The sequence below is a fragment of the Acinetobacter sp. AS167 genome (genome assembly GCF_037152175.1).
Classification (GTDB): Bacteria; Pseudomonadota; Gammaproteobacteria; order Pseudomonadales; family Moraxellaceae; genus Acinetobacter.
The window spans coordinates 37,673-62,526 of sequence record NZ_JBBCMP010000005.1 but is presented as its reverse complement, the minus strand read 5'-3'; the positions used below and the strand labels follow the sequence as shown (position 1 = coordinate 62,526).

Annotated in this window: 20 protein-coding genes; 13 read left to right on the top strand and 7 right to left on the bottom strand. The window is 37.9% G+C overall.

The genetic code is table 11. The features are described 5' to 3' along the window. Positions 1-7 precede the first annotated feature (7 nt). Positions 8-4,537 (top strand): translocation/assembly module TamB domain-containing protein, encoded by a 4,530-nt coding sequence (locus WFN33_RS10630; RefSeq protein WP_336953044.1) that lies wholly within the window; start codon positions 8-10, stop codon positions 4,535-4,537. Positions 4,538-4,909: 372 nt separating this feature from the next. Here the strand turns inward: WFN33_RS10630 and WFN33_RS10625 are convergent, their stop codons facing one another. Further along, complete coding sequence (locus WFN33_RS10625) at positions 4,910-6,538, bottom strand: long-chain-fatty-acid--CoA ligase (RefSeq protein WP_336953043.1); 1,629 nt, start codon at positions 6,536-6,538, stop codon at positions 4,910-4,912. A gap of 732 nt (positions 6,539-7,270) precedes the next feature. Here WFN33_RS10625 and WFN33_RS10620 point away from each other — a divergent pair. The 6 genes from WFN33_RS10620 to WFN33_RS10595 all read left to right on the top strand — a co-directional run bounded on the left by WFN33_RS10620 (position 7,271) and on the right by WFN33_RS10595 (position 12,039). Next, positions 7,271-7,483, top strand: a complete 213-nt coding sequence (locus WFN33_RS10620; RefSeq protein WP_336953042.1) for a hypothetical protein — start codon at positions 7,271-7,273, stop codon at positions 7,481-7,483. Positions 7,484-7,635: 152 nt separating this feature from the next. Beyond that, positions 7,636-8,343, top strand: coding sequence for a hypothetical protein (locus tag WFN33_RS10615; protein ID WP_336953041.1), 708 nt, complete (start codon positions 7,636-7,638; stop codon positions 8,341-8,343). Positions 8,344-8,377: 34 nt separating this feature from the next. Beyond that, positions 8,378-9,343, top strand: coding sequence for a 2-hydroxyacid dehydrogenase (locus tag WFN33_RS10610; RefSeq protein ID WP_336953039.1), 966 nt, complete (start codon positions 8,378-8,380; stop codon positions 9,341-9,343). 172 nt (positions 9,344-9,515) lie between these two features. After that, the gene (locus WFN33_RS10605) at positions 9,516-10,913 is read left to right on the top strand and encodes a M48 family metalloprotease (protein ID WP_336953038.1); all 1,398 of its coding nucleotides are present in this window, start codon (positions 9,516-9,518) and stop codon (positions 10,911-10,913) included. Positions 10,914-11,062: 149 nt separating this feature from the next. Then, a complete protein-coding gene (locus WFN33_RS10600) occupies positions 11,063-11,422 on the top strand; it encodes a hypothetical protein (protein ID WP_336953037.1) in 360 nt (119 codons plus the stop codon). A 38-nt stretch (positions 11,423-11,460) separates the two neighbouring features. Next, entirely contained in the window at positions 11,461-12,039 is a 579-nt protein-coding gene (locus tag WFN33_RS10595) for a GNAT family N-acetyltransferase (protein ID WP_336953036.1), read from the top strand. A gap of 106 nt (positions 12,040-12,145) precedes the next feature. Here the strand turns inward: WFN33_RS10595 and WFN33_RS10590 are convergent, their stop codons facing one another. Both WFN33_RS10590 and rpsU read right to left on the bottom strand, forming a co-directional pair. After that, positions 12,146-12,592: a GatB/YqeY domain-containing protein gene (locus WFN33_RS10590; RefSeq protein ID WP_004720970.1), complete on the bottom strand. Its 447-nt coding sequence runs from the start codon at positions 12,590-12,592 to the stop codon at positions 12,146-12,148. A gap of 38 nt (positions 12,593-12,630) precedes the next feature. Further along, a complete protein-coding gene (gene rpsU / locus WFN33_RS10585; RefSeq protein WP_001136722.1) occupies positions 12,631-12,846 on the bottom strand; it encodes a 30S ribosomal protein S21 in 216 nt (71 codons plus the stop codon). 145 nt (positions 12,847-12,991) lie between these two features. On the opposite strand from rpsU, the gene tsaD reads away from it, so the two are divergent. Beyond that, positions 12,992-14,008: a tRNA (adenosine(37)-N6)-threonylcarbamoyltransferase complex transferase subunit TsaD gene (tsaD, locus tag WFN33_RS10580; RefSeq protein WP_336953035.1), complete on the top strand. Its 1,017-nt coding sequence runs from the start codon at positions 12,992-12,994 to the stop codon at positions 14,006-14,008. 67 nt (positions 14,009-14,075) lie between these two features. On the opposite strand, the gene WFN33_RS10575 is transcribed toward tsaD, so the two are convergent. After that, the gene (locus tag WFN33_RS10575; RefSeq protein WP_336953034.1) at positions 14,076-14,615 is read right to left on the bottom strand and encodes a hypothetical protein; all 540 of its coding nucleotides are present in this window, start codon (positions 14,613-14,615) and stop codon (positions 14,076-14,078) included. Positions 14,616-14,725: 110 nt separating this feature from the next. On the opposite strand from WFN33_RS10575, the gene WFN33_RS10570 reads away from it, so the two are divergent. Continuing rightward, positions 14,726-16,072 (top strand): esterase-like activity of phytase family protein, encoded by a 1,347-nt coding sequence (locus WFN33_RS10570; protein ID WP_336953033.1) that lies wholly within the window; start codon positions 14,726-14,728, stop codon positions 16,070-16,072. A gap of 249 nt (positions 16,073-16,321) precedes the next feature. On the opposite strand, the gene WFN33_RS10565 is transcribed toward WFN33_RS10570, so the two are convergent. Both WFN33_RS10565 and WFN33_RS10560 read right to left on the bottom strand, forming a co-directional pair. Next, the gene (locus WFN33_RS10565) at positions 16,322-17,380 is read right to left on the bottom strand and encodes a type II asparaginase (RefSeq protein WP_004720964.1); all 1,059 of its coding nucleotides are present in this window, start codon (positions 17,378-17,380) and stop codon (positions 16,322-16,324) included. 306 nt (positions 17,381-17,686) lie between these two features. Then, positions 17,687-18,922 (bottom strand): pyridoxal phosphate-dependent aminotransferase, encoded by a 1,236-nt coding sequence (locus tag WFN33_RS10560; RefSeq protein WP_336953032.1) that lies wholly within the window; start codon positions 18,920-18,922, stop codon positions 17,687-17,689. A gap of 151 nt (positions 18,923-19,073) precedes the next feature. Between WFN33_RS10560 and msrB the strand changes: the two genes are divergently transcribed. The 4 genes from msrB to WFN33_RS10540 all read left to right on the top strand — a co-directional run bounded on the left by msrB (position 19,074) and on the right by WFN33_RS10540 (position 21,546). Continuing rightward, the gene (gene msrB, locus WFN33_RS10555) at positions 19,074-19,493 is read left to right on the top strand and encodes a peptide-methionine (R)-S-oxide reductase MsrB (RefSeq protein ID WP_004720961.1); all 420 of its coding nucleotides are present in this window, start codon (positions 19,074-19,076) and stop codon (positions 19,491-19,493) included. Beyond that, positions 19,490-19,972, top strand: a complete 483-nt coding sequence (locus WFN33_RS10550) for a glutathione peroxidase (protein ID WP_336953031.1) — start codon at positions 19,490-19,492, stop codon at positions 19,970-19,972. The genes msrB and WFN33_RS10550 overlap by 4 nt, the downstream gene beginning before the upstream one ends. A gap of 35 nt (positions 19,973-20,007) precedes the next feature. Beyond that, positions 20,008-20,853 (top strand): AraC family transcriptional regulator, encoded by an 846-nt coding sequence (locus WFN33_RS10545; protein ID WP_336953263.1) that lies wholly within the window; start codon positions 20,008-20,010, stop codon positions 20,851-20,853. 72 nt (positions 20,854-20,925) lie between these two features. Then, positions 20,926-21,546, top strand: coding sequence for a LysE family translocator (locus WFN33_RS10540; protein ID WP_336953030.1), 621 nt, complete (start codon positions 20,926-20,928; stop codon positions 21,544-21,546). 137 nt (positions 21,547-21,683) lie between these two features. Here WFN33_RS10540 and WFN33_RS10535 read toward each other — a convergent pair whose 3' ends face one another. Then, a complete protein-coding gene (locus tag WFN33_RS10535) occupies positions 21,684-24,854 on the bottom strand; it encodes an efflux RND transporter permease subunit (protein WP_336953029.1) in 3,171 nt (1,056 codons plus the stop codon).

The following is a 24,854-nucleotide window of genomic DNA, read 5'->3' as shown; positions in this document are numbered from 1 at the left end:
AAATATTATGGCTGATGAAGAACATCAAGATGTTCAAAATGATCAACTAAAGCAAGAGCAAGCTCCGAAGAAGCGTAATATATTACGTAATATTCTGATGTCATTGCTTTTGGTCATTATTTTATTGATTGCTGCATTGGCTGTGATGTTTAGTACCGATAAAGGCAGTAAGTTTTTATTGGATCGGGTAGCTTCAAGTCAGAAAATTATTGATTATCAATATGAAAGTGGAAATCTACTTCAAGGGATTATTCTAAAAAATGTTTTGGTTACCTTGAGTTCGGTTGATGTCAAAATTGATCGTGCAGATATTTCATTAGGTTGGAGAGCAATATTAGACAAAGAAATTCATCTCAGCCATGCCGATGTCAATAATTTAAGAATTATCAGTAAAACCCCTCCAAGTGATGAGCCATTTAAATTTAGCGAAATCAAACTACCTTTTGTTTTACGTTTAGATGAGGCAAATGTAGATCACATGCAGTTTCAAACATCATCTACAAAAATTGATTTTAAGGATATTCATTTAGAAAACGCATTGTGGTCTGGTACAGAGCTTAAATTTGAAAACTCTAAAATGGACATGGGCTATCTATCTGTAAAAGACGCAACAGGTAATATGGACTTTAAACAAGGAGATTATCCGCTTAATGCTAAAGCTATTTTAAAAATCCCAAGTTTAAAAAGTTTAAATGTTGAAGATATTTATGTACATGCGCGCGGCTCACTCGACACTATTAAAGCTGGCGTTGCAACCAAAACTCCCGATCTTTTAACAGGTTGGGCAGTAATCCACCCAATGCGTCACGATGTTCCAATGAATGGTGCTTTGGTGTTTAAAGATTATCACTGGCCGCTGTTACAGGAACAAGAATTACTTTCTAAAAATGGTTTGGCAAAATTCCATGGTGATGTTAAAGGCCTAAACCTAGATATCAATACTGATATCAGTGGTAAAAATATTCCGCAAGGTCAATATACTGCTTTAGCGCATACCGATTTAACCAATCAGTTGAATATTAACAACTTAAATGGTCAATTGATGGGTGGTGCTTTAAATCTTGCTGGCTTGGTGAGTTGGCAAGATCATGTACATTGGGATGTGCAAGGTCGTTTAGATCGAATTAATCCAAAAGATAAAATTATTCCACAAGTGATTCAAGACTTTTTACCTGTTTCACTTGATGCCAAAATTGGATCAGTAGGTGCACTTAAACAAGGTATGCATTTAACCGCCAATGTGGATTTTGACAAATATGAAGCTTGGAACGTTAAATTAGATCAAGCTGAACAAAAGGGTAAAAAGCCTGAACCTATGTTATTGGGTGTGAACTGGAAAAATATTGACCGAGCAGTGCCTTATGTTGGTTGGTTGAGTAGTGAACAAGGTCAGGTTGAAGTTGCACTGGTTGATGATCAGCAAAACATTCATGTGGCAACCGTTGTGCGTCAGCATGAAAAAGGCAGTTTGCCTGAGGGTAAATACACAGCTCAGCTGGACTTAAAAGGTAATGATTTACATGTCCCTGCATTTGAATATGTGGCTGCTAAAGGCAGTTTATCTGGGAATGCAGTTGTGGAATTACCAACTGAAAAACGTCAGTTAAAATGGAATGCTTTGTTAAATGCAAAAGATTTCAATCCACAAAGTATCATTGCAACTGCACCAGTAGATTTAATCAATGGACAAATAAAAGCCAATGGATTTGCAAAACCAAATCAACAACTGATTAACTTTGATGCGATTAATTTAACAGGTAGACTCGCAAATCAAGCCAATCCTGAAACAATCCAATTGACTGGTAAAAGTACTGCAGCAGTTATTTTCAATGACGCCAATGCCGGTGGTGCTTTTAAAGGCTTTGCAGTGAATTATGATGGTGCATTAAATGCATCACAGATGAAACAAGGTAATGGTTTGTTGAAGATTAGAGTTTCGGGTACACCTGAGCTAATCAAAATATCTGAGCTACAACATGATGGTATTGCAGGAAAAATTTTAGCCAATGGTTTGGTTCATATCAGTAATGGTATCGGTTGGGACATCAATGCATCTTTGGTGCGTTTTAAACCGCAGTATTTTGTCTCTTCTGTACGTGGTGAAATCTCTGGTAATGTGAAGACTCAGGGGAATTGGTCAGATCGTATGAAGAAAATCAATATTCAACAATTGAATATTGCAGGCATGATCAATAATAAGCCATTGAGAGGGCGTGGTAACCTTGCAGTCGTTTTGAATTCTGATTTAAAGGGTCTCATGCCACAGCAATTTGAGGCAAATAATTTATTTTTGTCTTATGCTAACAATCAAGTACAGGCTACAGGAAATGCACAGAATCTAAGATTAAAAGTCAATGCACCTGCATTATATGAGCTTTATCCAGGATTACGTGGTACAGCTTATGGTTATTTAAATTTACAAGCCCAGCCGCGTTTGAGTGCAACTGCCAACCTCACTGTCGATAATTTTAGTTTTAATGACAGTTTAAGCATTAAAAAATTAAGCTTGAAAGGTGAACTGCCAACCTCAGAAACTGTAGCTTCTAAAATGGTTGCGCAAATGGATACTTTGCGTAGTGGGAATCGTGAAATCCAGCATGCAGGGATTACACTTTCAGGAACTCGTAAAGCACATTTATTGCAGATTCAGGCGTGGAATTATTATTCTAAGTTCTATGTGCAACTTGCAGGCGGATTTAATGCCCAAAACGATTGGTTAGGTCAGATTCAGAAAGGCGAATTTGACTCTGTAAGAGCGCATTTATTGCAACAGCAAAATGCACCGGTCATTTTTAATGCCTCAAAATCGGAGCTATATGTAGGTCAACATTGTTGGTCAAGCCAGCAAAGCCAATTGTGTTTTGATCAACCCATACGTGCAAGTCAGCAAAATGGTAATGTTTCGTTCCTCACCAAGAATCTGGATCTGAATGATTTTGCAGCATTTATGCCAGAAGGTTTAGCATTAACTGGCAAATTAAATGGTTATGCAAAAGCATCATGGGCTAAAGGTGCACAACCTAAACTGGATGCTAAACTTGTTACCCGTAATGGGCAAATTGGTATTGCTGCTGAAGATCCTAATGACCCTTCGACTTCAATGAACTATGACGAAGCCAGTGTAATTGCGAAAAGCATAAAAGATGGATTGTTATTACGTGTTGATTTGAAAGCTCCTAATGTGGGGACGGGATATGCCAGCGTTATTGTGAACCCATATGTGGCGTCTAAGCCGATGCGTGGAGAGGTAGCATTTAACGAAGTTCAGTTGAAAATATTAAAACCGTTTATAGCCGATGTTCGTAAACTCGATGGAACGTTATCACTTGCAGGCAAAATTAACGGGACACTCACACAGCCATTGTTTGATGGCGAAATGCGATTGAAAAATGGTGAAATTAGTATGATTTCACTGCCTGTGAACTTAAATAATGTTCAGATTTACACTTCAATTCGTCAAGATGTTGCAACAATTAATGGTGCTTTTAATAGTGGTCGTGGTGTAGGTAAAATTAGCGGTAGTATCGATTGGAAAAATGACCCTCATGTACAATTACGTTTAAATGGCGATAAATTGCTGATTCGTCAAGCACCACTCATTACTGCAATTGTTGATACAGATATCGAATTGGATGCATTACCTTTAAGTAAAAAAATTACAGTGAAAGGTAAGGTTGATGTTCCTAGTGCATTAATTTCAATGCCTGAATCAAGTGCAACAGTAGTCAATGTATCACCTGATGTTCGTATTGTGAAAGAAGGTCAAAATCAGTTGGCTGTGCTTAAAGCAGCACAACCGTGGTCTATACGTGCAGATGTCTCGGTAAACTTAGGTGATAAGGTGATTTTCCAAGGGTTTAACAGTCGTATTCCATTGGTTGGACGTCTATACCTGTCTCAACGCGGTTTAGAAACTGCGATGCGTGCCAATGGCGCAATTGGTGTTAGTCAGAAAGTAACCGTTGAGGCTTATGGTCAACGCTTGGATTTGAATCGTGCGATTGCTCGTTTTAATGGACCATTGTCCAATCCTACATTAGATGTCGATACCAATAAGAGTATTTCTGGAAGCACAGTAGGACTTCGTATTACAGGTACTGCTTCAAGTCCAAATATCCAAGTTTATAACGATGCTGGACTGTCAGATCAGGAAGCAATGAATGCTTTAATCACAGGACGTATTAATGAAGGTTCGAGTGGTTTAAGTAATGCTGAAGGCTTTAAATCGGATGTAAACAATACTATTGCGGCAGCAGGGATTAGTCTGGGTCTAGGTGGAACGCGAGCATTTACCAATCAAATTGGACGTACTTTTGGTTTAAGTGGTTTATCTTTTGATGCGCAGGGTACAGGTGATGATACTCAGGTCAGTTTGACTGGATATATTACGCCAGACTTGTATATTCGTTATGGTGTGGGGGTATTTACACCAGTGAATAAACTGACTTTACGTTATCAAATGAATAAACGTTTGTATTTGGAAGCAAGTCAGTCCTTAGAAAAAGCCATTGATGTGTTCTATCATTGGCGGTTCTAGACATTGATAAAACATTTTAGATGCGATTGGCATTGAAATGTAGTTGAACAATATTGAAAAACTCGGATTTCGATCCGAGTTTTTTATGCTTATATAAAATGAGATGAGTCATTGAGGTAAACCGCGCAGATCGTTAAATGGTTTGAATGTGCGTAGCGCAAAATATTGTACATACGATTGAAAAGCCAAAAAATGTATATGTTAGGAGTATTTATCTTGTATTTATTTTGCTTATTTAAGCTAGTTGTTCAAAGTGAATCATTGGTTTAAATATCTAGTTTTTTTTTGTGAAATAGAAAAAGCCCAATGGCACATTGGGCTTTTCAATTCGATATGATTCGTTAGTAATTCTTTAAAGCTTATTCAAAGGATTTATTCCGTTAATAACACATCACTATATTGTTCACGTAAATCACGCTTTAACATCTTGCCAGTACCTGTTAAAGGAATGGAATCTACAAAAATGACTTTGTCTGGGATTTGCCATTTTGCAATTTTATCTGCATAGTAATCCAGTAAATCTTGTTCAGTAATGTGAGTACCTTGTTGTTTAATCGCAATTACCACAGGGCGTTCATCCCATTTCGGGTGGTTTGCTGCAATTACAGCAGCCATAGCAATTTCAGGATGATTCATAGCAATGTTTTCAAGCTCAACAGAAGAAATCCACTCGCCACCTGATTTAATTAAATCTTTGGCACGATCGCTTAGCAGTAGATAGCCATCCTCATTAATCGTAGCGATATCACCAGTATCAAACCAACCATCAGCACTTAACGCTTTTTCAGATTTTCCATAATAAGATTCAATAATCCAATGACCTTTTACTTGCAAATTCCCAGTGCTATGTCCATCACGAGCAACTTCATGTGTGCCATTTTCTTCATCGGTAATACGTAAATCTACGCCAAAAGGTGGGCGACCTTGCGATAAGCGAACTTTGAATTGTTCTTCTTCACTTAAATTTAGGTGTTTGGCTTTGAGTTGGTTACCTGTGCCCAATGGGCTCATTTCAGTCATGCCCCATGCATGAATAGTTTCGCAATGATAAATGTCTTTAAATGCTTTCATCATCGCAGGTGGGCAGGCTGAACCGCCAACGACATTGCGTTTAAGGCTTTCAAGAGTACTACCAGATTGTTTTGCTGCTGCAAGCAAGCCTTGCCAAATGGTTGGTACACCAAGCGCAATGCTGACTTTATATTCATCAATCATTTGTACTAAGCTGCCACCATCTAAACCTGGCCCCGGGAGTATCAATGTACAACCAACCATAGCTGCGGCATAAGGTGTACCCCAAGCATTGACATGGAACATTGGAACAACAGGTAACATAATATCTTTTGCAGATAAATTTAGAGAGTCGGGTAGTGCGATCGCATAGGTATGTAAAATGGTTGAGCGATGACTATATAATGCGCCTTTGGGGTTACCTGTTGTCCCTGAGGTATAGCATAGTGAGCTTGCGGTATTTTCCTCAAAATTTGGCCACTGGTACTGCACTGAATGTTCTGCAATCAGCACATCATAGAATTTAACCTCTGGGAGGGCATCAGCAATATCTTGGTCAAAAGCACCCAGATAGACGAAATGCTCTACATTAGGGGTAAGGGCTTTCACAGCTTTGATTAGTGGTAAAAATGTTTTATCAAATAAAACTACTTTATCTTGAGCATCATTGATAATAAAGATTAATTGTTCAGGAAAGAGTCTAGGGTTAATGGTATGGCAGACCAAACCACTTCCGGAAATTGCATACCAAGATTCAAGATGACGATGATTATTCCATGCAATCGTTGCAACTCGGTCGCCTAAACCTAAACCCAGTCCAGCAAGCGCATTGGCAAAGCGTTTCGCGTTTTCACTTACATGTGTCCAATCTGTTTTTGTAATCGTACCATCAGTATTTTTTGAAATAATCGCAGTATCACCATGATAACGAGTAGCATGCTCAATGAGGCTACTGATTAATAATGGTTGCTGCATCATACGTCCTTGCATATAAAATTCCTTTATAATCTTGTTGATAGGCTTAAATTGTTTTTTTCTCTGAAGCTCTCTAAGTGAAAAAAATTGTTAAATAAAAAAAGCTATCATTTCATCCTATATAAAAGTCAGATTAAATCAAGCTTAAAAACAATATATTTTTGCAATATTTTTATAGTTTTAACCAAGAAAAAACAATAACTTAGTTGGATTATCACGATTTGAAAATTTGATGATGAAATTTGCGGTATCAGACTAAAGAACTAGGAAAAAGTATTACTCAGATATATGTAGATATGCTAAACATATCACATGTCTTGTTAAGGCATTGATGTTTTAGGATGAAACTATATTGGTGTAAGATATTAAAAGGAGTTTTAAAATGTTTCAAAAAATCAGAAAATTATTGTGTATCCACAGTTTTGAATATGAAATTGGACATAATAGTGTGGTGAAAGAGTGTCGTAAGTGTGGTGCTCATCATTAATTTTCTAGAAGTGATTGCAAAATATCACTATATTATGATCATTCGAGAAAATATGGTGATATTTAGAAAGCGTTACCTCTCTAAATGAAAATAATAAAAATCTAGTTTGTAAGATTATCTATTCATCCTTATGTTCATCGGCGTACTCGGTTGATTGCTTATGTCTTGTATATGTTTAATGCTTAAGCCTGTTTTTTTTAAGGTGTTGCTAAATTTGCGTTAGAATAACGCTATTCTTCTTTTATTGTCTTTGAATCATAATGTCTAAAGATTTTTTAGCTGAAAATTATATTGTCGATGAAAATCTTGCTGATACTTTAAATTGGTTATGCCAACATCAAGATTGTTATGATGCTTTTCAATTTGATGTGTTGACTCAAGAACTCAAAGTTGATCATGCCAATGGTACAGATATCATTCGTCAGGGGATGTATCTTACGGCAAAGTACGGAATTTTAATCACATCTTTATAGTGAGTTGGTGCTCAATGATTGTCGCTAAAATCAGCATGTAACATCTTCTTGCGCTTAAATTTAATTTATCGTGTTTTTTTACTTTGATTAGTGCGACAAAAAAGTTAAAACACAGCTAAAATATAGCTTGAATAGTGTGTATTGAATCCATAATGAATATGAATGTATCAGAACATCAGCGTAGCATTTTGGCTACGATGGGAATAGAGCTTTGGATCCCCAAGGTTGATGTTCAAACACGTCATTATGAAAATGCGCTATACCGTGATATTGCTCAAGTTGAACAGAATATTGCTGTTGTGCCTGAGTTGAACATGCATTCAACTCAATCTAATGCAAAACTAGAAAATCAAAATGTACATCCGTCACAGATTGAAAAAGCACATCAGCCTGAAGTTTCTCTATTAAAACGAAATCCTGAAACAAAGCAAACTGAAGAAGTTTCAGCACCTGAGCAAATTCAGCAACAGACAAACTTTACTGTTGAGCCTGCATTACAAATTGCGCCATTTGAAATCCAAGCCTATTGCATTGAAAGCTGTGTCATCTTTGTTGATTGTACTCAAGTCAGCACTGACCAATTCACGCTATGGAGCAATATACAGCAAGCCTTTGTAGGGCACTTTTATGATTTGAAATGGCCTTTTCCAATGGTGCAGCTTCAAGATGGAAGAGGGGCTGCGATATATATTCAAGGGTTTGTTGATGCCTTAAGACAAGAGCGCAAAGTCATCAGTCTTGGTCAATTGCCTTATTTAAATAATACTGAAATGTTCGAATTGGCAAGTTTACAAGAGATGATTGAGCAACCTTTATTAAAACGCCGTCTATGGCAATTTATGCAAAATAAAGTGAATTAGCTTTAAAAATCTGTACTGAGAGGTTTTCTGGGATATGAATAAAAAAGTGGTTGTATTTAGTCAAATCGACTCAGAAGTTCAAGCAAAATTAGCAGAAAAATATCAGTTGGTTGTATTGAATCCTAAGCAAGGAGATATCAATGTACAAATTCGTCAAGCAGTTGTTGATGCGGATGCAATGATTGGTGCGGGTCGTTTGCTTAATGAAAGCAATATCGCAACTGCAGAAAAATTAAAAATTATTTCCTCTGTTAGTGTGGGCTATGATAATTACGATGTTGATTATTTAAATCAAAAGAAAATCTGGCTGTCGAATACACCACATGTATTAACAGAAACGACCGCGGATTTAGCCTTTACTTTGTTAATGAGTGCTGCACGTAAAGTGCCAAGTCTAGATCACTGGACCAAACAAGGTGAGTGGCAGCGTACAGTCAATGCGACACAATTTGGTCAAGAAATTTTCGGTAAAACTTTAGGAGTAATCGGTTTAGGTCATATCGGTGCAGCTATTGCACGACGTGGATTTTATGGCTTTAATATGAATATTTTGTATCATAATCGTCGTGAAAAAATCGAAGTGGCACAACAGTTTAATGCACAATACAAAAGTCTTGAAGCACTGCTAAAACAAGCCGATTTTGTTGTGGTCGCGGTAGATTTAAATAGCCAATCTAAAGCTTTAATCGGGACTCAAGAATTTGCTTTGATGCAAAAGCATGCTGTTTTTGTCAATATTGCTCGTGGTTCAGTAGTGGATGAATATGCATTAACAGAGGCTTTACGGAACCGTCAAATTTTTGCTGCGGGTCTAGATGTATACCAAAAAGAACCGTTGCAACAATCGCCATTGTTTGAGTTGGACAATGTCGTGACTTTACCGCATATCGGTTCAGCGACCGCCGAGACGCGTAAGAAAATGGCGGAACTGGCTTTTCAAAATTTAGTCGATGCTTTGGAACAACGCACACCAAGATATTTAGTCAATGAAAACTTTTAGTTGATATTGAAAGTTTGCTGACAATGCAAATTACATATGAAATGTTTACAGCCCCCTAACACTTCATTGCGAATTTGTACTAAATTCAATGTTATATTTAGAATATTAAAATAATTGGGATGATCAATTGAACAAGACCTTCCTCAGCCTTTGTCTCTGCTTAAGCACTTCAATGAGCTCAGCTGATGATTTTTTGCCAACTCAGAATAGTACTCAATTTGAAGTACCTGAGATTGGCAGTGGAGTAGGGTTTATTGATCAACAAAAAGAAAAAACCATTGGTGAAAAAGTTTATCGTCAAGTTCAACAGCAAATGCCAGTTCTTCAAGATCCTTGGCTGGAAGACCAGTTTATGCTGGTTTTTTCAAAAATTCTCAGTCAGACCCAACTTTCACAGCCAGTAGGCTTGGTGGTGATCAAAGATGCTCAGATCAATGCATTTGCAGTACCTGGCGGTATGTTTGCCTTAAATAGTGGAATGATTACAGCTTCAAGTAATATGGATGAAGTTGCCAGTGTGATGGGACATGAAATTGCCCATGTCACACAACGTCATTACAGCCGTTCACAAGAAGCATTTAAAGGGCAGGGTTTGTTGGCACTTGCTGGAATTATTGTCGGTGCTGCATTGGCGTCCAAAGCGGATGGTGATATTGGTGGGGCGGTGATGATGGGTACACAAGCTGCATTAATGGACAAGCAGCTCAGTTATAGCCGAAATCAAGAACGTGAAGCTGATCGGATTGGCATGCAGTTTATGTATGGTGCAGGATATGACCCAGAAAGTATGGCTGATTTCTTTGAAACCATGCATCGGTCTACCAGTCGTTTGAGTTTTTTACCTGATTTTTGGTTAACTCATCCTTTAACAACTGAGCGTATGAGTGAAGCAAGATTAAGGGCAAATCAATTTCCAAAAGTTCCTTTTCGTGCTCAACAATCTGATTTTAATATTATTAAATGGTATACCGCAGTGATTTCGGGACAAGCGACTGATCGTCAGTTGCTGGCTTTAGCACAATCCAATAATTTAGCGGGTTTATTGGCTTTAAGTGAATTTTATTTACTGCAGGGTGATTATGACAATGCGCAAACCCAGCTGAATTTAGCTAAGAAGGTTAACGCTGAGCATACGTTGGTTACATTGATTCAAACTGATATTTATTTAGGGCGAAATAAGCTAGACGATGCCTATCAAACTATCATCAGTAAGCAAATCATAACCCCAGAAAATCGTGCATTAAGTTATAAATTAGCTGAAGTTTATATTCGACAACAAAAGTCCAAAGAAGCTGAGCAACTGGTTAATCGCTTTGTGAATAAAAATAATAAGGACATTATTGGCTGGCAATTGTTACAACAAGCGGCAAATTTAGATAAAAAGAATCCAATGCGTACAGTCAATGTGCTAAGAAATCGGGCGGAAGTTCAATATTGGTCTGGTGATGAAGAAAATGCAATTAAATCACTTTTACATGCCAAGCGTTTGGCTAAAGAAAATAATGCGATGAGTGCCCGTATCGATACACGTTTAAAAGTGATGCAAGATGAACGGAAGCTAAAAATTTAAAAGCCTGATTAAAACTCTAAAAGCTTAGATTAAAAAACTAAAAATAATGAGTGATTTTAAATGAGCCATTAAAGAAAATTTACTTTCTATTCTTGCTTGAACAGGTTAAGCTAAAATCACTTAAAGTTATAATAAAGTATTTGATTCACATGAAGAAAATTTTAATCGCATTCAGTATTTTTTTCTATGCTCACTCAATATTTGCAGCAGTACCAGAAAGCTATGTTCGAGAAGTTGAGCGTATTTCGGCGCAATACAGTGCAGATATGAAATTTTTTTTACGTAGCTTAGATCCGAAATTGAGCCAGTTTAACCCACAACAAGAGTCACAATTTTGTGGCATTGTTAAAAAATATGTCGATGATATGTATAAAACGACAGATGAAAATCGTCAATCCCTCCCACCATCAGCGCAATCTATGACCAAACAAAATGTGATTGATAAAGTGATGTTGTCACCTGAAATGCAGCTACTTAAAAAATATAATATTGAGTGTGATTTGAAATAGGGTTATCTTTAACATCTTACATCTGAGCCAGATTATTTATGGATTTTAGCCAATTTCAAATTGAGAATGAGCAAATTGTTCTCAACATCATTCAAGTATCTGATGCTGAAGATTTATATAGCGCAATAAAAAATAGCTTAACTGAGCTTAGAAAGTTTCCTGCAAGTTTATTATGGGCATTGGAAGAACCTAATATGCATGCTTCAATGGCATTTTGCCAATCTCGTTTGGTGGCGTTGTTAAATAAAGAGAACTTTGTATTTATTATCCGTTTAAAAGAAATTGATGATTTTTTAGGGGTTGTCGATATCCATGAAATTAATTGGTTGGAAAATACTGCATCTATTGGGTTTTGGGGAAACTCAAAATTTAAGCAAAAAGGCTACATGTCACAAGCACTAATACTATTTGTAAGTAATTTATTTTCGAAATGGAATTTTGTCGGTTTAAATGCTTATGTCGATGCAGAAAATATATTGGCACGAAAATTATGTGAAAAAGCAGGGTTTTTACTTAAAAATATTCAATATCAATCTGTATGGAATCCAGTCGATGGTGGCTTTAGAGATATTTGCCATTATCAGATAGAAAATAAATTAAGTGATATTGTAGATTGAAGATTTTGGGCTATTTAACAAGAAACTATTTCATTGCAAAATAATTTTTATTTAAGTTGTTAAATAGACCAAATCAAACAGAAATTCAGATTTAAGAACGTTGGGTTTAGCCAAGTTTTGCTTTAATTTTTGCAGAAACTTGTGCTGGATCGGCACGTCCGGCTATGATCGGACGTAGAGAATTCATCACCTTACCCATATCTTTCATGCTAGTTGCACCTTGCGCAGTAATAGTTTGCGCAATGAGAGAATCAAGCTCGTCCTCTGACATAGCTTCAGGTAGAAACTGAGATAACACCTCAATTTCGGCTTGTTCTTTACTAGCTAAATCTTCACGGCCTGCACCTTCAAAGGCTTTGACCGATTCTTTACGTTGTTTGATTTGCTTTTCAATGACCGCAAGAACCTGAGTATCGTCAAGCTCTATGCGCTCATCGACTTCGATTTGTTTGATTGCTGCCTGTAGACCACGAATTACCGTTAACTTACCCATTTCTTTAGCACGCATTGTTGCTTTTAAAACATCAGTTATTTGGTTTTTTAAAGTAGTCATTTATCTGTCCAGGTGAGTCAATCAATCACAAATTAATCTTAGTAAAGGCGAGTAGTACGTACTGATTCACGCGCCAATTTCTTTTGGTAGCGTTTAACAGCAGCAGCTTTTTTACGTTTACGTTCTTGAGTAGGTTTCTCGTAGAATTCACGTTTACGAACATCAGCTAAAACACCAGCTTTTTCGCATGAACGTTTGAAACGACGGATAGCTACGTCTACTGGTTCGCCTTCTTTCAATTTAACTTGTGGCATGAAGAATCCTCATTAAGTTATGGATAAGATCAGGGTCGAATTACCCTAGATCACAAGTGAAGGTCAGTATTTTACTCATTTACATCTCATACCACAAGTCTATAATAGCTTTAGCAATATTTTGAAATGGGTAAAAGGCAATTTAATGATCGTTCTGGGCTTAGAAACTTCATGTGATGAAACAGGATTAGCGCTCTATGACAATGAAGTCGGCTTAAGAGGACAGGTGTTATATAGTCAAATTAAATTGCATGCAGAGTATGGTGGTGTGGTCCCTGAGTTGGCCTCTCGAGATCATGTTCGGAAGTTAATTCCATTGATTAATCAGTTGCTTGAGCAAAGCGATGTAAAAAAATCAGAGATCGATGCAGTGGCGTATACGCGCGGCCCTGGCTTAATGGGTGCACTTATGACAGGGGCATTATTTGGTCGCACCTTGGCTTTTGCGCTGAATAAACCCGCAATTGGTGTGCATCATATGGAGGGTCATATGCTTGCTCCATTATTATCCGAAAATCCACCTGAATTTCCGTTTGTCGCATTATTAGTGTCAGGTGGACACACGCAATTGATGGCAGCACACGCAATTGGTGAGTACGAAATTCTAGGTGAGTCGATTGACGATGCCGCTGGTGAAGCTTTTGATAAAGTCGCAAAAATGTTGAAATTACCTTATCCAGGTGGTCCAAATATTTCAAAATTGGCGGAACAAGGTGACAAAAATGCTTTTGAATTTCCCCGTCCAATGTTGCATCAAGGGTTAGATTTTTCATTTAGTGGTCTAAAAACTGCTGTTTCAGTGCAGTTAAAAAAATTAGGTGAAGAACAACGTGATGCAGATATTGCGGCTTCATTCCAAGAAGCTTTAGTGGATACTTTGGTTAAAAAGTCGATTAAAGCCTTAAAACAGTCGGGTTTAAGGCGTTTGGTAATTGCGGGCGGTGTCAGTGCCAATAAACGGTTAAGAGAGCGTTTGGAAGTAGACTTAGCCAAAATTAAAGCAACGGTTTATTATGCAGAACCTGCTTTATGTACAGATAATGGCGCAATGATTGCGTTTGCAGGCTATCAGCGTTTAAAAGCTGGACAAAAAGATGGTTTATCGGTGACAACAACACCACGTTGGCCAATGACTGAATTGACTAAACCTGAATCAGTTTAAGTCTCATATTTAAAGGATTGTTAAATTCAGCAAAGAGGCGAAAGCCTCTTTTTTGTGGATCTAAAATTTAACGCGGATAAGGCTTCCACGTTTTGCTTTTATTGTCATATTCATATTGAACTTGGTCAGCGTAATTTGATTCAAAGTTTGTATGGCCATATTGATGACTGATGCTAAAACAATTTTTGATATTGCTATAGGTTTCATGTGTTCCAGGATGATCACCATCGAATTGTGAGCCCATCAAGCATAATTTGGAGTCATTCAATGAAAATGTATAAGTAGGCTTCTTTTTTACATTGCCTTCATTATCCTCCCAACCCGTGAACTGATAATTGAGTGGATAGGCAATACCCGTTTGGGTATCTAAAGCAACCATTTCTAAAGAGTCTGAATTTCCCGTATTGAGTAAAATATATTTTTTATCAAAATTGGGCGGCATTGATTTAAGCGCATTTTTGTATTTGGCAAGGTTGGCTTTAGAACAATAATCGCCATTAAAATAATCACTCTGACACTCAGAAACTTTTTTAAACGTCGTCCCAGCATTTGCCAATTGTAGGGATGTAGAACAAACAATCAGCGATAGGGCAAAAAATCTTTTCATTTATACTGACTTTGAATGTGTATATATACAGTTTATCGCATTTCTTTTACTGTGGTTTATCTGATTTCATGATAGAAAATAAACAGAATATTAAAAAATGAGATTGGCATATGGACTTATTGTCTTCTGAACAGCATATCAACCTAAGCAATATTGACAAAGATCTTCAGCTTTATAAAAAATTTAGTCAAGGTGTGCGTTTACCTTATGAGGTTTTAAACATTCATAATATATCTGACGGTGCAAAACCTGGTCATTTTATTGAAGTTCGTTGTGGTGGGTTTGGTTCAGAAATTTCAGCACACCCTATAGAAAAGCATCAATTTTATGCACTTACAGATCGTGGACCGAATACCACGTATAACGTCAATCAGGATCATGGGAAAATCTTTTTAGCTCCTGACTATACCCCTAAAATTGGATTATTTGAGCTAAAAAATGATGGAACTATTCAGAAAATAAAAGAAATTTTATTAAAAGATCCAACAGGCAGAAATATTACTGGTTTGCCTAATCAGCATTTTGGTGCAAGTAAAGAAATCGCCTATGACCAAGATGGAAAGAAATTAGCCATAGGGACAGATGAATTTGGATTGGATGCTGAAGGTTTGGTTGCACTCAAAGATGGTACTTTTTGGGTCAGCGATGAATATGGTCCTCATATTGTGCATTTTAATGCTGATGGGCTAGAAATTGATCGTATCAATGCCTATGTATTAGATGAGCGAAGAACATCGGGTTATTTATTGCCTCAAGAATATGCCAATAGACGCCAGAATCGAGGAATGGAAGGTTTAACTATTACACCTGATCAAAAAAAGCTGGTGGGCATCATGCAATCCACTATGAGCAATCCCGATGCTTCGGTAAGTAAATCAGATCTTGTACGTATTGTGATGATTGATTTAGAAAGCAAAGTCGTTTCTCAGTATCTGTATCAACAAGAAGGAGGTCCTAAGGCTTATTCAAATACGGCTATTACCGCATTGAGTTCCTCACAATTTCTAGTCGCAGAGCGTGATGATGATTTCTATAAAGATAATCCTCAAGCATTTAAACGGATTTATAAAATAAATCTGCAACATGCCACTGATTTGGAAAAGCTAAAGCCAACTTCAGCGATTTGGCAAGATGAACAACTCGGGTTGTTAATAGCTGAAAAAACCTTAGAACAATATGTGTTAACAGCAGGCTGGACTGGTCTGGCTCAACAGGGTATCTACCCAGTAGAAAAAACTTTAGTGGTGGATTTGGTTGCGCGTTTACAGTATCCGCACGATAAAATTGAAGGTCTATGGGTGATTGATGAACAGCATTTAGGGGTTCTCAATGATGATGATTATGCTTTTTCTGAAACGGATGGGGTATTGGAACAAAAGTATTTGGATCACGATAAAAATATCATTGATGGCAATACACTCTATATCCTTGATCAATTGGATTTAACAGCAGATTAGCGTGTTTTTTGCCGCTACGCGTTACCTTGCGAAACGATATTTTTCATCATTTAGAGTAACTAAATATCGTAACTCGCGTCTAATATCGATTAAAACACACACATCGTCGCAAACGTAGAGGAATCGTCAACAGACCCTAACTCATTATCCATTCAATCTAAAATCAAACCGCCGAATTAATTTGACGGTTTAATGCATTCTTTTACAATTAACTTTGTGCTGGTCTTAAGCTTAATTTAAATATTAAGCTTAGTATTCCCAGAACATCCGTTGAATTTCTTTTGCATCTTTGGTTTTAGTGAGTGCCAAAGCCGCTAAGAGTTTTGCTTTTTGCGGATTTAAATCGTGAGCAACAACCCAACCATATTTATCATCAGGCTGTTCAGCATTACGTAACACAAAACCTTGTGGAACACGTGAAGAACGAATGATTTGTACACCTTGTTGCTGAAGTTGGTTTAATGTCGGAACAATATAGTTCGCAACGGAACCATTACCTGTACCTGCATGAATAATGGCTTTAGCACCCGCTTTTGCATAGGCCACATAGGCATCGGGAAGCATATTGCCTGAACCATAAACGATTTGAACGATTGGTAACGCATCACCTTGAATATTTTCAATATTAAACTCGGAGCTATTGTTAAAACGTTTTGCAACGTTTCTAAACCAATAAGGCTTACCTTCAACCAGTGTACCTAAAGCGCCCCATTGGCTGACAAAAGCATCGGTATGAATATTGATGGTCTTTGACACATCACGTGCTGCAAAAATATCATCATTCATTAACACAAAAACGCCTTTGCCTTTGGCACTGTCTGCGGCAGCAAGCGCAACAGCACTATAAAGGTTCAAAGGGCCATCAGCTGAAAGCGCTGAAGGTGGACGCATAGAACCAACAACGACAATTGGTTTATCTGTATGAACCGTAAGGCTTAGAAAATAAGCAGTTTCTTCTAAAGTATCTGTACCATGGGTAATCACCACGCCATTTACATCAGGCTTTTTAACCAACTCATTCACTTTGCGTGCAATGGTTAAAAGTTCTTTGTCAGTGATGCTTTCTGAAGCAACCTGTAAAGCCTGTACCCCTGTAACATTGGCAAGATTTTGAATTTGCGGAACTGCATTCAACAAATCATCTACAGGAACTTTCGCAGCAGTGTATGTTGCGCTATTTGTAGAACTTGCTCCAGCACCTGCGATCGTACCGCCAGTTGCGACGACAACGACATTATTTTTTGCATAACTCGTAAAGGGTAAAAGCATGCCAATTGCAAGTGTAAGTGCAGTAACCGTCTTTTTCATAAACTATCCTTTTCAATCATTGTTCTGGTCATAAGCATTTTTTGTACCAGTTTTTAAATCTATATAAATACTGAGCTGTTGCCCATACTTATTTAAAAATGTAATTTTTCAAATAATCACTCAAATTTATAGTTACATACTATTAAAACTGGATAAAGTGTTTGCCAGTGTGTTTTTTCAGCATTCAATAAAGATGTTGCGCAATATAACGTCAATGAATAAGTTTTTAGTTGTACAGATGCTTGAGCAATAAAAAAGGCATTCAATTTTGAATGCCTTTTATAGCTTATGTTTACTTTATAAAGATTAACGCATTTTTGCCAAGAAACGACTTAAACGGTTCATTGCTTCACGTAATTCATTTTCTGCGGGGAGAAATACCACACGGAAATGATCAGGTGTAGGCCAGTTAAAACCTGTTCCTTGAACCAGTAAAACTTTTTCAGCTTTGAGGAAATCTAACATGAATTTTTCATCATCTTCAATTGGATAGATTTCAGGATCCAGTCTAGGGAAACAATACATTGCACCTTCTGGTTTTACACACGATACACCAGGAATATCGTTAAGCATTTCCCAAGCAATATTGCGCTGTTCATATAAACGACCACCTGGGCGGATCAAATCATTAATTGATTGATAGCCTCCTAAAGCGGTTTGAATCGCATATTGAGCTTGATGGTTGGCACATAAACGCATAGAGGCAAGCATGTCCAAGCCTTCAATGTAATCCATTGCACGTGACTTATCACCCGTAATCGCCATCCAACCAGAACGGTAGCCAGCAATACGATAGGCTTTAGATAAACCATTAAAAGAAACACATAAATGGTTTCCAGCTAATGCTGCAATAGAGACATGTTCGATACCGTCATAAACAATTTTGTCGTAAATTTCATCTGCAAATAAAATCAGATCATGTTTTTTTGCCAACGCGACAATCTGTTCTAAAACATGGCGCGGATAGACTGAACCCGTTGGATTGTTTGGGTTAATCACCACAATACCACGTGTATTCGGGGTGATTTTACTTTCCATATCCGCCATATCAGGATACCAGTAGTTTTGGTCATCACATTTATAGTGAATCGCTGTACCACCTGATAGATTTACGGCTGCCGTCCATAATGGGTAATCCGGCATTGGAACCAGCATTTCATCGCCATCATCCAATAAACCTTGCATCGCCATAACGATCAGTTCAGATACCCCATTGCCGATATACACATCTTTAACATGTAAATCTAAGATACCTTTTTGCTGATAATATTGACAAATGGCTTTACGTGCAGGAAAGATCCCTTTTGAATCTGTATAACCCACAGCATTAGGCAAATTTAAAGCCACATCATTGATAATTTCTTGCGGGGCTTCAAAGCCGAACGGGGCGGGGTTACCGATATTTAATTTAATAATTTTATGACCGGCTTCTTCCATCTCATTGGCCGCTCGTAACACTGGTCCACGAATGTCGTAGCAAACATGCTCTAGCTTTGACGATTTCTTGATTTCACGTGGGGTTGTGTTACCTAAAACGGACATAATTTTATCCAATTATTTTGAGTTAAAAAAATAGATTACTGAAATATCACAATCTATGTTGAAATTTAGCTAGAAATTTTCCAAGCTCTAGCGTAAATATGGAAGTACTGAAGCATGACATTGAATGTCAAAGATTTAAAGGAGTTTAATGATGGGAAAACTCAATAAAACAGACCGAGAATGGCAAAGAGAGTTATCACCAGAGGAATTTAAAATCACTCGACAAAAGGGCACTGAACCTGCCTTTACTGGAAAGTATTGGAATTCCAAGCAGCATGGAACCTATGTATGTCGATGTTGTGGGGAAGAATTATTCTCTTCAGAAACCAAATATGACAGTGGTTGTGGTTGGCCAAGCTTTTTTAAACCAATCAATAATACTGTTATAGAAGAACAAGATGATCATTCACATGGTATGGAACGTGTAGAAATTATATGCCATCATTGCGACGCTCATTTGGGGCATGTATTTGAAGATGGACCACAACCAACGGGCTTACGCTACTGCGTAAATTCCGCTTCTTTAGAATTAAAATCACAAGAAAAAGGCGACGAGGAAACGTATCCATGACCAACATTTATCAGTTTGAGGCTGAGCTGTTAGAGGGTGAAAATAAATCTTTTTCTGATTATGAAGGAAAAGTTTTATTGATTGTAAATACTGCAAGTAAATGTGGCTTTACTCCACAATTTGCAGGATTAGAAAAGGTTTACGAGAAATATAAAGACCAAGGTCTTGAAGTTTTAGGATTTCCTTGTAACCAGTTCGGTGGACAAGACCCTGGTACAAATGAGCAAATCGGCACTTATTGCCAACGCAATTATGGCGTTTCTTTTCCCATGTTCGCTAAAGTGAATGTAAAAGGGCCTGAAGCACATGTGATATTCCGTTATTTAACCAATAACAGCAAAGGCATACTTGGCAATGGTATTAAATGGAACTTCACCAAATTCTTAATTAATAAGAAAGGCGAAGTGATTAACCGCTATGCACCAACCACGAAGCCTGAGGATATAGAACAGGATATTGAAAAAGCTTTAGCAGAATAACCTGTTGTAAAGACCAAAATAAGACTGAGGATATGATGCAATTAGACACTACAGTTGAATTTTGGACTGATCCGCAAATGCCCTATGTCGAAACACGTAGGGCATGTCAAAGCCGTATTTGCTATAAACCACATAGCCACCCGACATTCTCGATTGGTGCTGTGGATTGTGGAATAAGCCGTTTTAGTAGCTATTTTGCCAGAGAGGAGCACATTCAAACAGGAAGCGTAGTAATCATTCCTGCGGAGGTAGAACACGCATGTAATCCATTAGAAAATCAAGCATGGAGCTATCAGATGATGCATCTAGATGCACATTGGATTGCTCAACTCGTTTCAGAATTAGTCAAAGATATCGAGCAGCTTTATCCTCATCATATTCCACTGCTAAAACCACAAATTTTAACAAACCCACATATATACCAAGCATTTACGCAATTAAATCAGTTGTTATTTGATCCTGCCATTTCGATTTTATTCAAACAACAACAATTAATTGAAGTTCTGAGTGAAATTTTATTGCCGAATTTTGAATTTACGTTATTAAAGCAGTCTGATTACTTTCAAAAGCATTTGGGTGCAATAATTGATGATATGGATCACAATAAACAGATGCTTTCTTTAGAAGATCTCAGTCAAAGCCTCGGGATTAGTCGTTATGCAATTATCCGCTTGTTTAAAAATAATTTTGGTTTAACACCACATGCATATCAATTAAATCAAAAAATAAATATAGCCAGAAAGCGTTTGAAATATGGAGAAGCAATTATTCAAGTTGCTCATGATTTAGGGTTTACAGACCAAAGTCATTTTCATCATGTGTTTAAATCGCATACTGGAATCACACCGAAGCAGTTTCAAGCTCAGTTTGTCATGCTCTAACTGCGCAATTATCTACAAGATAACACGTTCTAAAAATATTTAAGCTCATCTAAATATTTTTTGGATCGAGTAATGCAACTGTTCATTATTGTGATGGTCACCCATTTCATTGCTTTACTTTCACCCGGCCCTGATTTTTTTCTTATTTTAACCTCATTGTTTCGAAATGGACCACGCGCGGCGAGAGCTGTTTGCTTAGGAATCGTCTTGGGAAATGTTGCCGTGATTGGTCTTGTTTTGAGCTCATTATTTTTTCTTGGCAAATTTGATGATGAAATTTTAAAGTTGGTAAAATGGGGCTGTATTACCTATTTAAGTTATTTGTCTTATCGGTGTTTCATATTTGCGCAACAAGCTAAGCTAACAGTGGATTACCATCTGGAGCACCAAAATAAATCAACCTTTGCATGGATGAAATATCTCTTGTTGGGGATACAGTCGAGCTTATTAAATCCTAAAAACATTCTGTTTTATAGCAGTATTATTATGGCAATTTATCAACGCTATAATGTTGTTCAACTGACTTTAATCTGTCTGTGGATGGTGAGTGTGGTATTGATCTGGAACTTGTTTTTGGTGCGATTAATGGCTCATAACCAAGCTATGCATTGGTTTAAATCCAAAATCAAATATATTTATTATCTTTCATCTTTATGCTTTGGCTTATTTGCTGTGGCTTTATTGCTGAATTAACCTAAATAAAATTAGACCCAATAAAAATGCCTATCTAATAAAGATCTAGATAGGCATTTTCTTTTACATTATGTTGTCATCTTATCCATTGGGTCTAACAATTAGTTCTGGTTGAGCATCTGATTCAATTTAAAAAATCAAGAATGAGATACGCTTGCTTCGTTCGATTTATTGGCTTTATTACGTTTAAATAACATGTTGTGAATATCATCAATAAAAGTATACACAACAGGAATAACTAATAATGATAAAAAGGTACTGGTAATCAGTCCACCAATTACAGAAATTGCCATCGGTGCTCTAAAACTTGGATCTGTACCTATTCCTAAGGCAATCGGAAACATCCCCGCACCCATCGCTAAAGTGGTCATAATAATGGGGCGTGCACGCTTATGGCAGGCATCTAATAGGGCATTCATACGTGAATACTGCCGTTGATTGCGGGCTATAATTGCATAATCGACCAAAAGAATAGAGTTTTTACTGGCAATTCCCATCAGCATGATTAAGCCAATCAAACTTGGCATCGAAAAACTACTTTTTGCTAAAAGCAGTAGCACAAACGCACCACCCAGCGCCAAAGGTAATGCCACTAAAATGGTGATCGGTTGTAGGAAATCTTTAAACAGTAGCACTAAGACGACATAGATACACAATACGCCTGTCAGCATAGCTAAACCAAAGCTTGCAAAGAGCTGTTCCATCACATCGGCATCACCCAGATTGGTACGTTTTACTGTCGGTGGTAAGTTTTTGATGGTTGGAAGTTTATCTACAGCAGCCGCAACATCGCCTAAAGGCTGATCATTGAGCTCAATATTAAAGTTGATGTTACGTAAACGGTTAAAACGGTCAATTTGTGAAGGACCACTTTCAATATTGACTTGTGCAATGGTGCCTAACATCACTGGACCTTTACTACCTGTAATCATTAAGCGTTTAATTAGATCTTGGTCTTGACGTGCAGACAATGGCAGTTTGATGACAATCGGAATTTGTCGTTGCGAAAGATTTAATTTTGCCAAGTTCTGATCAAAATCTCCCGCCGTGGCAATACGCACAGTTTCAGCGATATTTTGCGTGGTAATGCCTAAATCCGCAGCTTTTGCAAAGTCAGGGCGAATCACCAATTCAGGGCGAATCAATGCTGCGCTTGAGGTAATACTGCCAATATTAGGAATAGTACGAATTTCTCGTTCTACTTGACGTGCTGTCGTGATTAATACATCTGGGTCATCTCCTGACAGCGCAATTTGATATTGGCTGTTATTGCCTGCAATACCGACTTGAATTCGTGCACCAGGCAGTGGGGCTAAACGTTGTCGCAAGTCATTTTCAATTTTTTGTAGACTCGCAGCGCGGTCAGAACGTGCTGTGATTTGAATGGTTAAGGTTGCTTTTCTTGGTTCACTCGATGCACCACCCGCAAATGGATCTGTACCTGCTGAACCACCTCCAATGGTGGTATAGATACTTTTAATCTCAGGATGGTCTTTTATTAAACTACGGGCGTATTCAGCTGCTTTTAAGGTATCTGGAAATTGTGAACCTGGTGGAAGCTCTATACGCACTTGGGTCTGCCCAGTGTCAGGTGGTGGAACAAAGCCTGTAGGGAGTAATGGGATGAGCATCAGTGAAGCAATAAAAAATATGATCGCACTGCTTAAGGTAATCCAACGATGATTTAAACACCACGTAACCATCCGCATATATGCACGCATCATCCGACCATCTTTGGCACGGTCATGTTGAAGTTCAAGATCACCATGATCTTTGATTGTTTGACTTTGATCATCTAATACTTGATTATCATGATGACTTTCAACTTTACCAACCCATGGTTTAAGAATATAGGCTGACATCATAGGCGTCAGTAAGCGTGCCACTAAGAGCGAGGCAAAAATAGCCAAAGCCGCTGTCCAGCCAAATTGCACAAAGAATTTACCCGCAATTCCACTCATAAAGGCAGTGGGTAAGAACACTGCGATCAAGGTAAAGGTTGTGGCAATCACGGCTAAACCAATTTCATCGGCTGCCTCCATCGCAGCTTCATAAGGTGTTTTCCCCATTCGAAGATGCCTGATGATATTTTCAATTTCTACAATGGCATCATCAACCAGTATCCCAACAACCAGAGACATGGCTAATAGTGTGACAATATTTAAAGTAAAACCTAGGTAATACATTCCAATTAAGGCAGGTAAAATTGACAAAGGTAGAGCAGTTGCAGCAATGATCGTGGCACGCCAATCACGTAGAAATAGCCAAACCACCAAGATTGCAAGAAGCGCACCTTCATAGAGTAAAGACATCGAACCTTTATAGTTATCAACCACGGGGTTTACGAAGTTAAATGCTTCTGTGATTTTAATATCGGGATGAGATGCTTTTAATGTTTCAAGCGCCTCTTTTACACCGATTTCAACATCAACCTCACTCGCACCTTTACTGCGAGTAATTTCAAAGCCAATCACAGGGTGACCATTTAACAGTGCAGCAGAGCGTCGTTCAGCAATGCCATCGCGAATACTGGCAACTTGATCCAGCCGAATATGGCGACCATCACTCAAGGAAATATCCATTGCTGCAATTTCAGCAGCAGTTTTTACTGTGGCAATAGTACGAATAGACTGTTCACTGCCACCTATTTTGGTTTGTCCGCCAGAAGCATCTTGTTGAACAAGGCGTAATTGTCGGGTGATGTCTGTTGCTGTGGCATTTAATGCCAAGAGTTTTTCAGGGTCAACCTCAACTTCAACTTGGCGAGTGACACCGCCTACACGAGAAACCGCACCAACCCCTTTGACTTTTAACATAGCACGCGCAACGTCATAATCCACAAACCAAGACAATGCTTCCTCATCCATACGGGGGGATTGGATGGTATAGGTGAGAATTGGTGAACCTGAAAGGTTAATTTTACTGACAATTGGATCACGAAGATCCGCGGGTAAATCTGAACGTACTTGTGAAACGGCGTTACGTACATCATCAACAGCTTCTTGTAGTGGTTTTTCCAGTTGAAACTCTGCGGTTACGGTGACTACACCATCTTGGATATTGGTATATTGATTTTTAAGCCCCTGTAAGGTTGCAATCGAGTTCTCAATTTTACGTGCAACTTCAGTTTCCAGTTGGGGAGGTGCTGCACCTGGTAAAGCAGCTGTGACCGTGACCATTGGTAGTTCAATATCGGGAAATTGTTGTATTTTCATCCAATGAAAACACATCAAACCCGCTAAACCAAGCATGATAAAAAGCAAAATACCGGGAATCGGATTCTTAATCGACCAAGCGGAGAAATTCAT

Coding starts and splice junctions, on each gene's coding strand:
- WFN33_RS10630 (WP_336953044.1), top strand. CDS start 8: ATGGCTGATGAAGAACATCAAGATGTTCAAAATGATCAACTAAAGCAA.
- WFN33_RS10625 (WP_336953043.1), bottom strand. CDS start 6,538: ATGCAAGGACGTATGATGCAGCAACCATTATTAATCAGTAGCCTCATT.
- WFN33_RS10620 (WP_336953042.1), top strand. CDS start 7,271: ATGTCTAAAGATTTTTTAGCTGAAAATTATATTGTCGATGAAAATCTT.
- WFN33_RS10615 (WP_336953041.1), top strand. CDS start 7,636: ATGAATATGAATGTATCAGAACATCAGCGTAGCATTTTGGCTACGATG.
- WFN33_RS10610 (WP_336953039.1), top strand. CDS start 8,378: ATGAATAAAAAAGTGGTTGTATTTAGTCAAATCGACTCAGAAGTTCAA.
- WFN33_RS10605 (WP_336953038.1), top strand. CDS start 9,516: ATGAGCTCAGCTGATGATTTTTTGCCAACTCAGAATAGTACTCAATTT.
- WFN33_RS10600 (WP_336953037.1), top strand. CDS start 11,063: ATGAAGAAAATTTTAATCGCATTCAGTATTTTTTTCTATGCTCACTCA.
- WFN33_RS10595 (WP_336953036.1), top strand. CDS start 11,461: ATGGATTTTAGCCAATTTCAAATTGAGAATGAGCAAATTGTTCTCAAC.
- WFN33_RS10590 (WP_004720970.1), bottom strand. CDS start 12,592: ATGACTACTTTAAAAAACCAAATAACTGATGTTTTAAAAGCAACAATG.
- rpsU (WP_001136722.1), bottom strand. CDS start 12,846: ATGCCACAAGTTAAATTGAAAGAAGGCGAACCAGTAGACGTAGCTATC.
- tsaD (WP_336953035.1), top strand. CDS start 12,992: ATGATCGTTCTGGGCTTAGAAACTTCATGTGATGAAACAGGATTAGCG.
- WFN33_RS10575 (WP_336953034.1), bottom strand. CDS start 14,615: ATGAAAAGATTTTTTGCCCTATCGCTGATTGTTTGTTCTACATCCCTA.
- WFN33_RS10570 (WP_336953033.1), top strand. CDS start 14,726: ATGGACTTATTGTCTTCTGAACAGCATATCAACCTAAGCAATATTGAC.
- WFN33_RS10565 (WP_004720964.1), bottom strand. CDS start 17,380: ATGAAAAAGACGGTTACTGCACTTACACTTGCAATTGGCATGCTTTTA.
- WFN33_RS10560 (WP_336953032.1), bottom strand. CDS start 18,922: ATGTCCGTTTTAGGTAACACAACCCCACGTGAAATCAAGAAATCGTCA.
- msrB (WP_004720961.1), top strand. CDS start 19,074: ATGGGAAAACTCAATAAAACAGACCGAGAATGGCAAAGAGAGTTATCA.
- WFN33_RS10550 (WP_336953031.1), top strand. CDS start 19,490: ATGACCAACATTTATCAGTTTGAGGCTGAGCTGTTAGAGGGTGAAAAT.
- WFN33_RS10545 (WP_336953263.1), top strand. CDS start 20,008: ATGCAATTAGACACTACAGTTGAATTTTGGACTGATCCGCAAATGCCC.
- WFN33_RS10540 (WP_336953030.1), top strand. CDS start 20,926: ATGCAACTGTTCATTATTGTGATGGTCACCCATTTCATTGCTTTACTT.
- WFN33_RS10535 (WP_336953029.1), bottom strand. CDS start 24,854: ATGAATTTCTCCGCTTGGTCGATTAAGAATCCGATTCCCGGTATTTTG.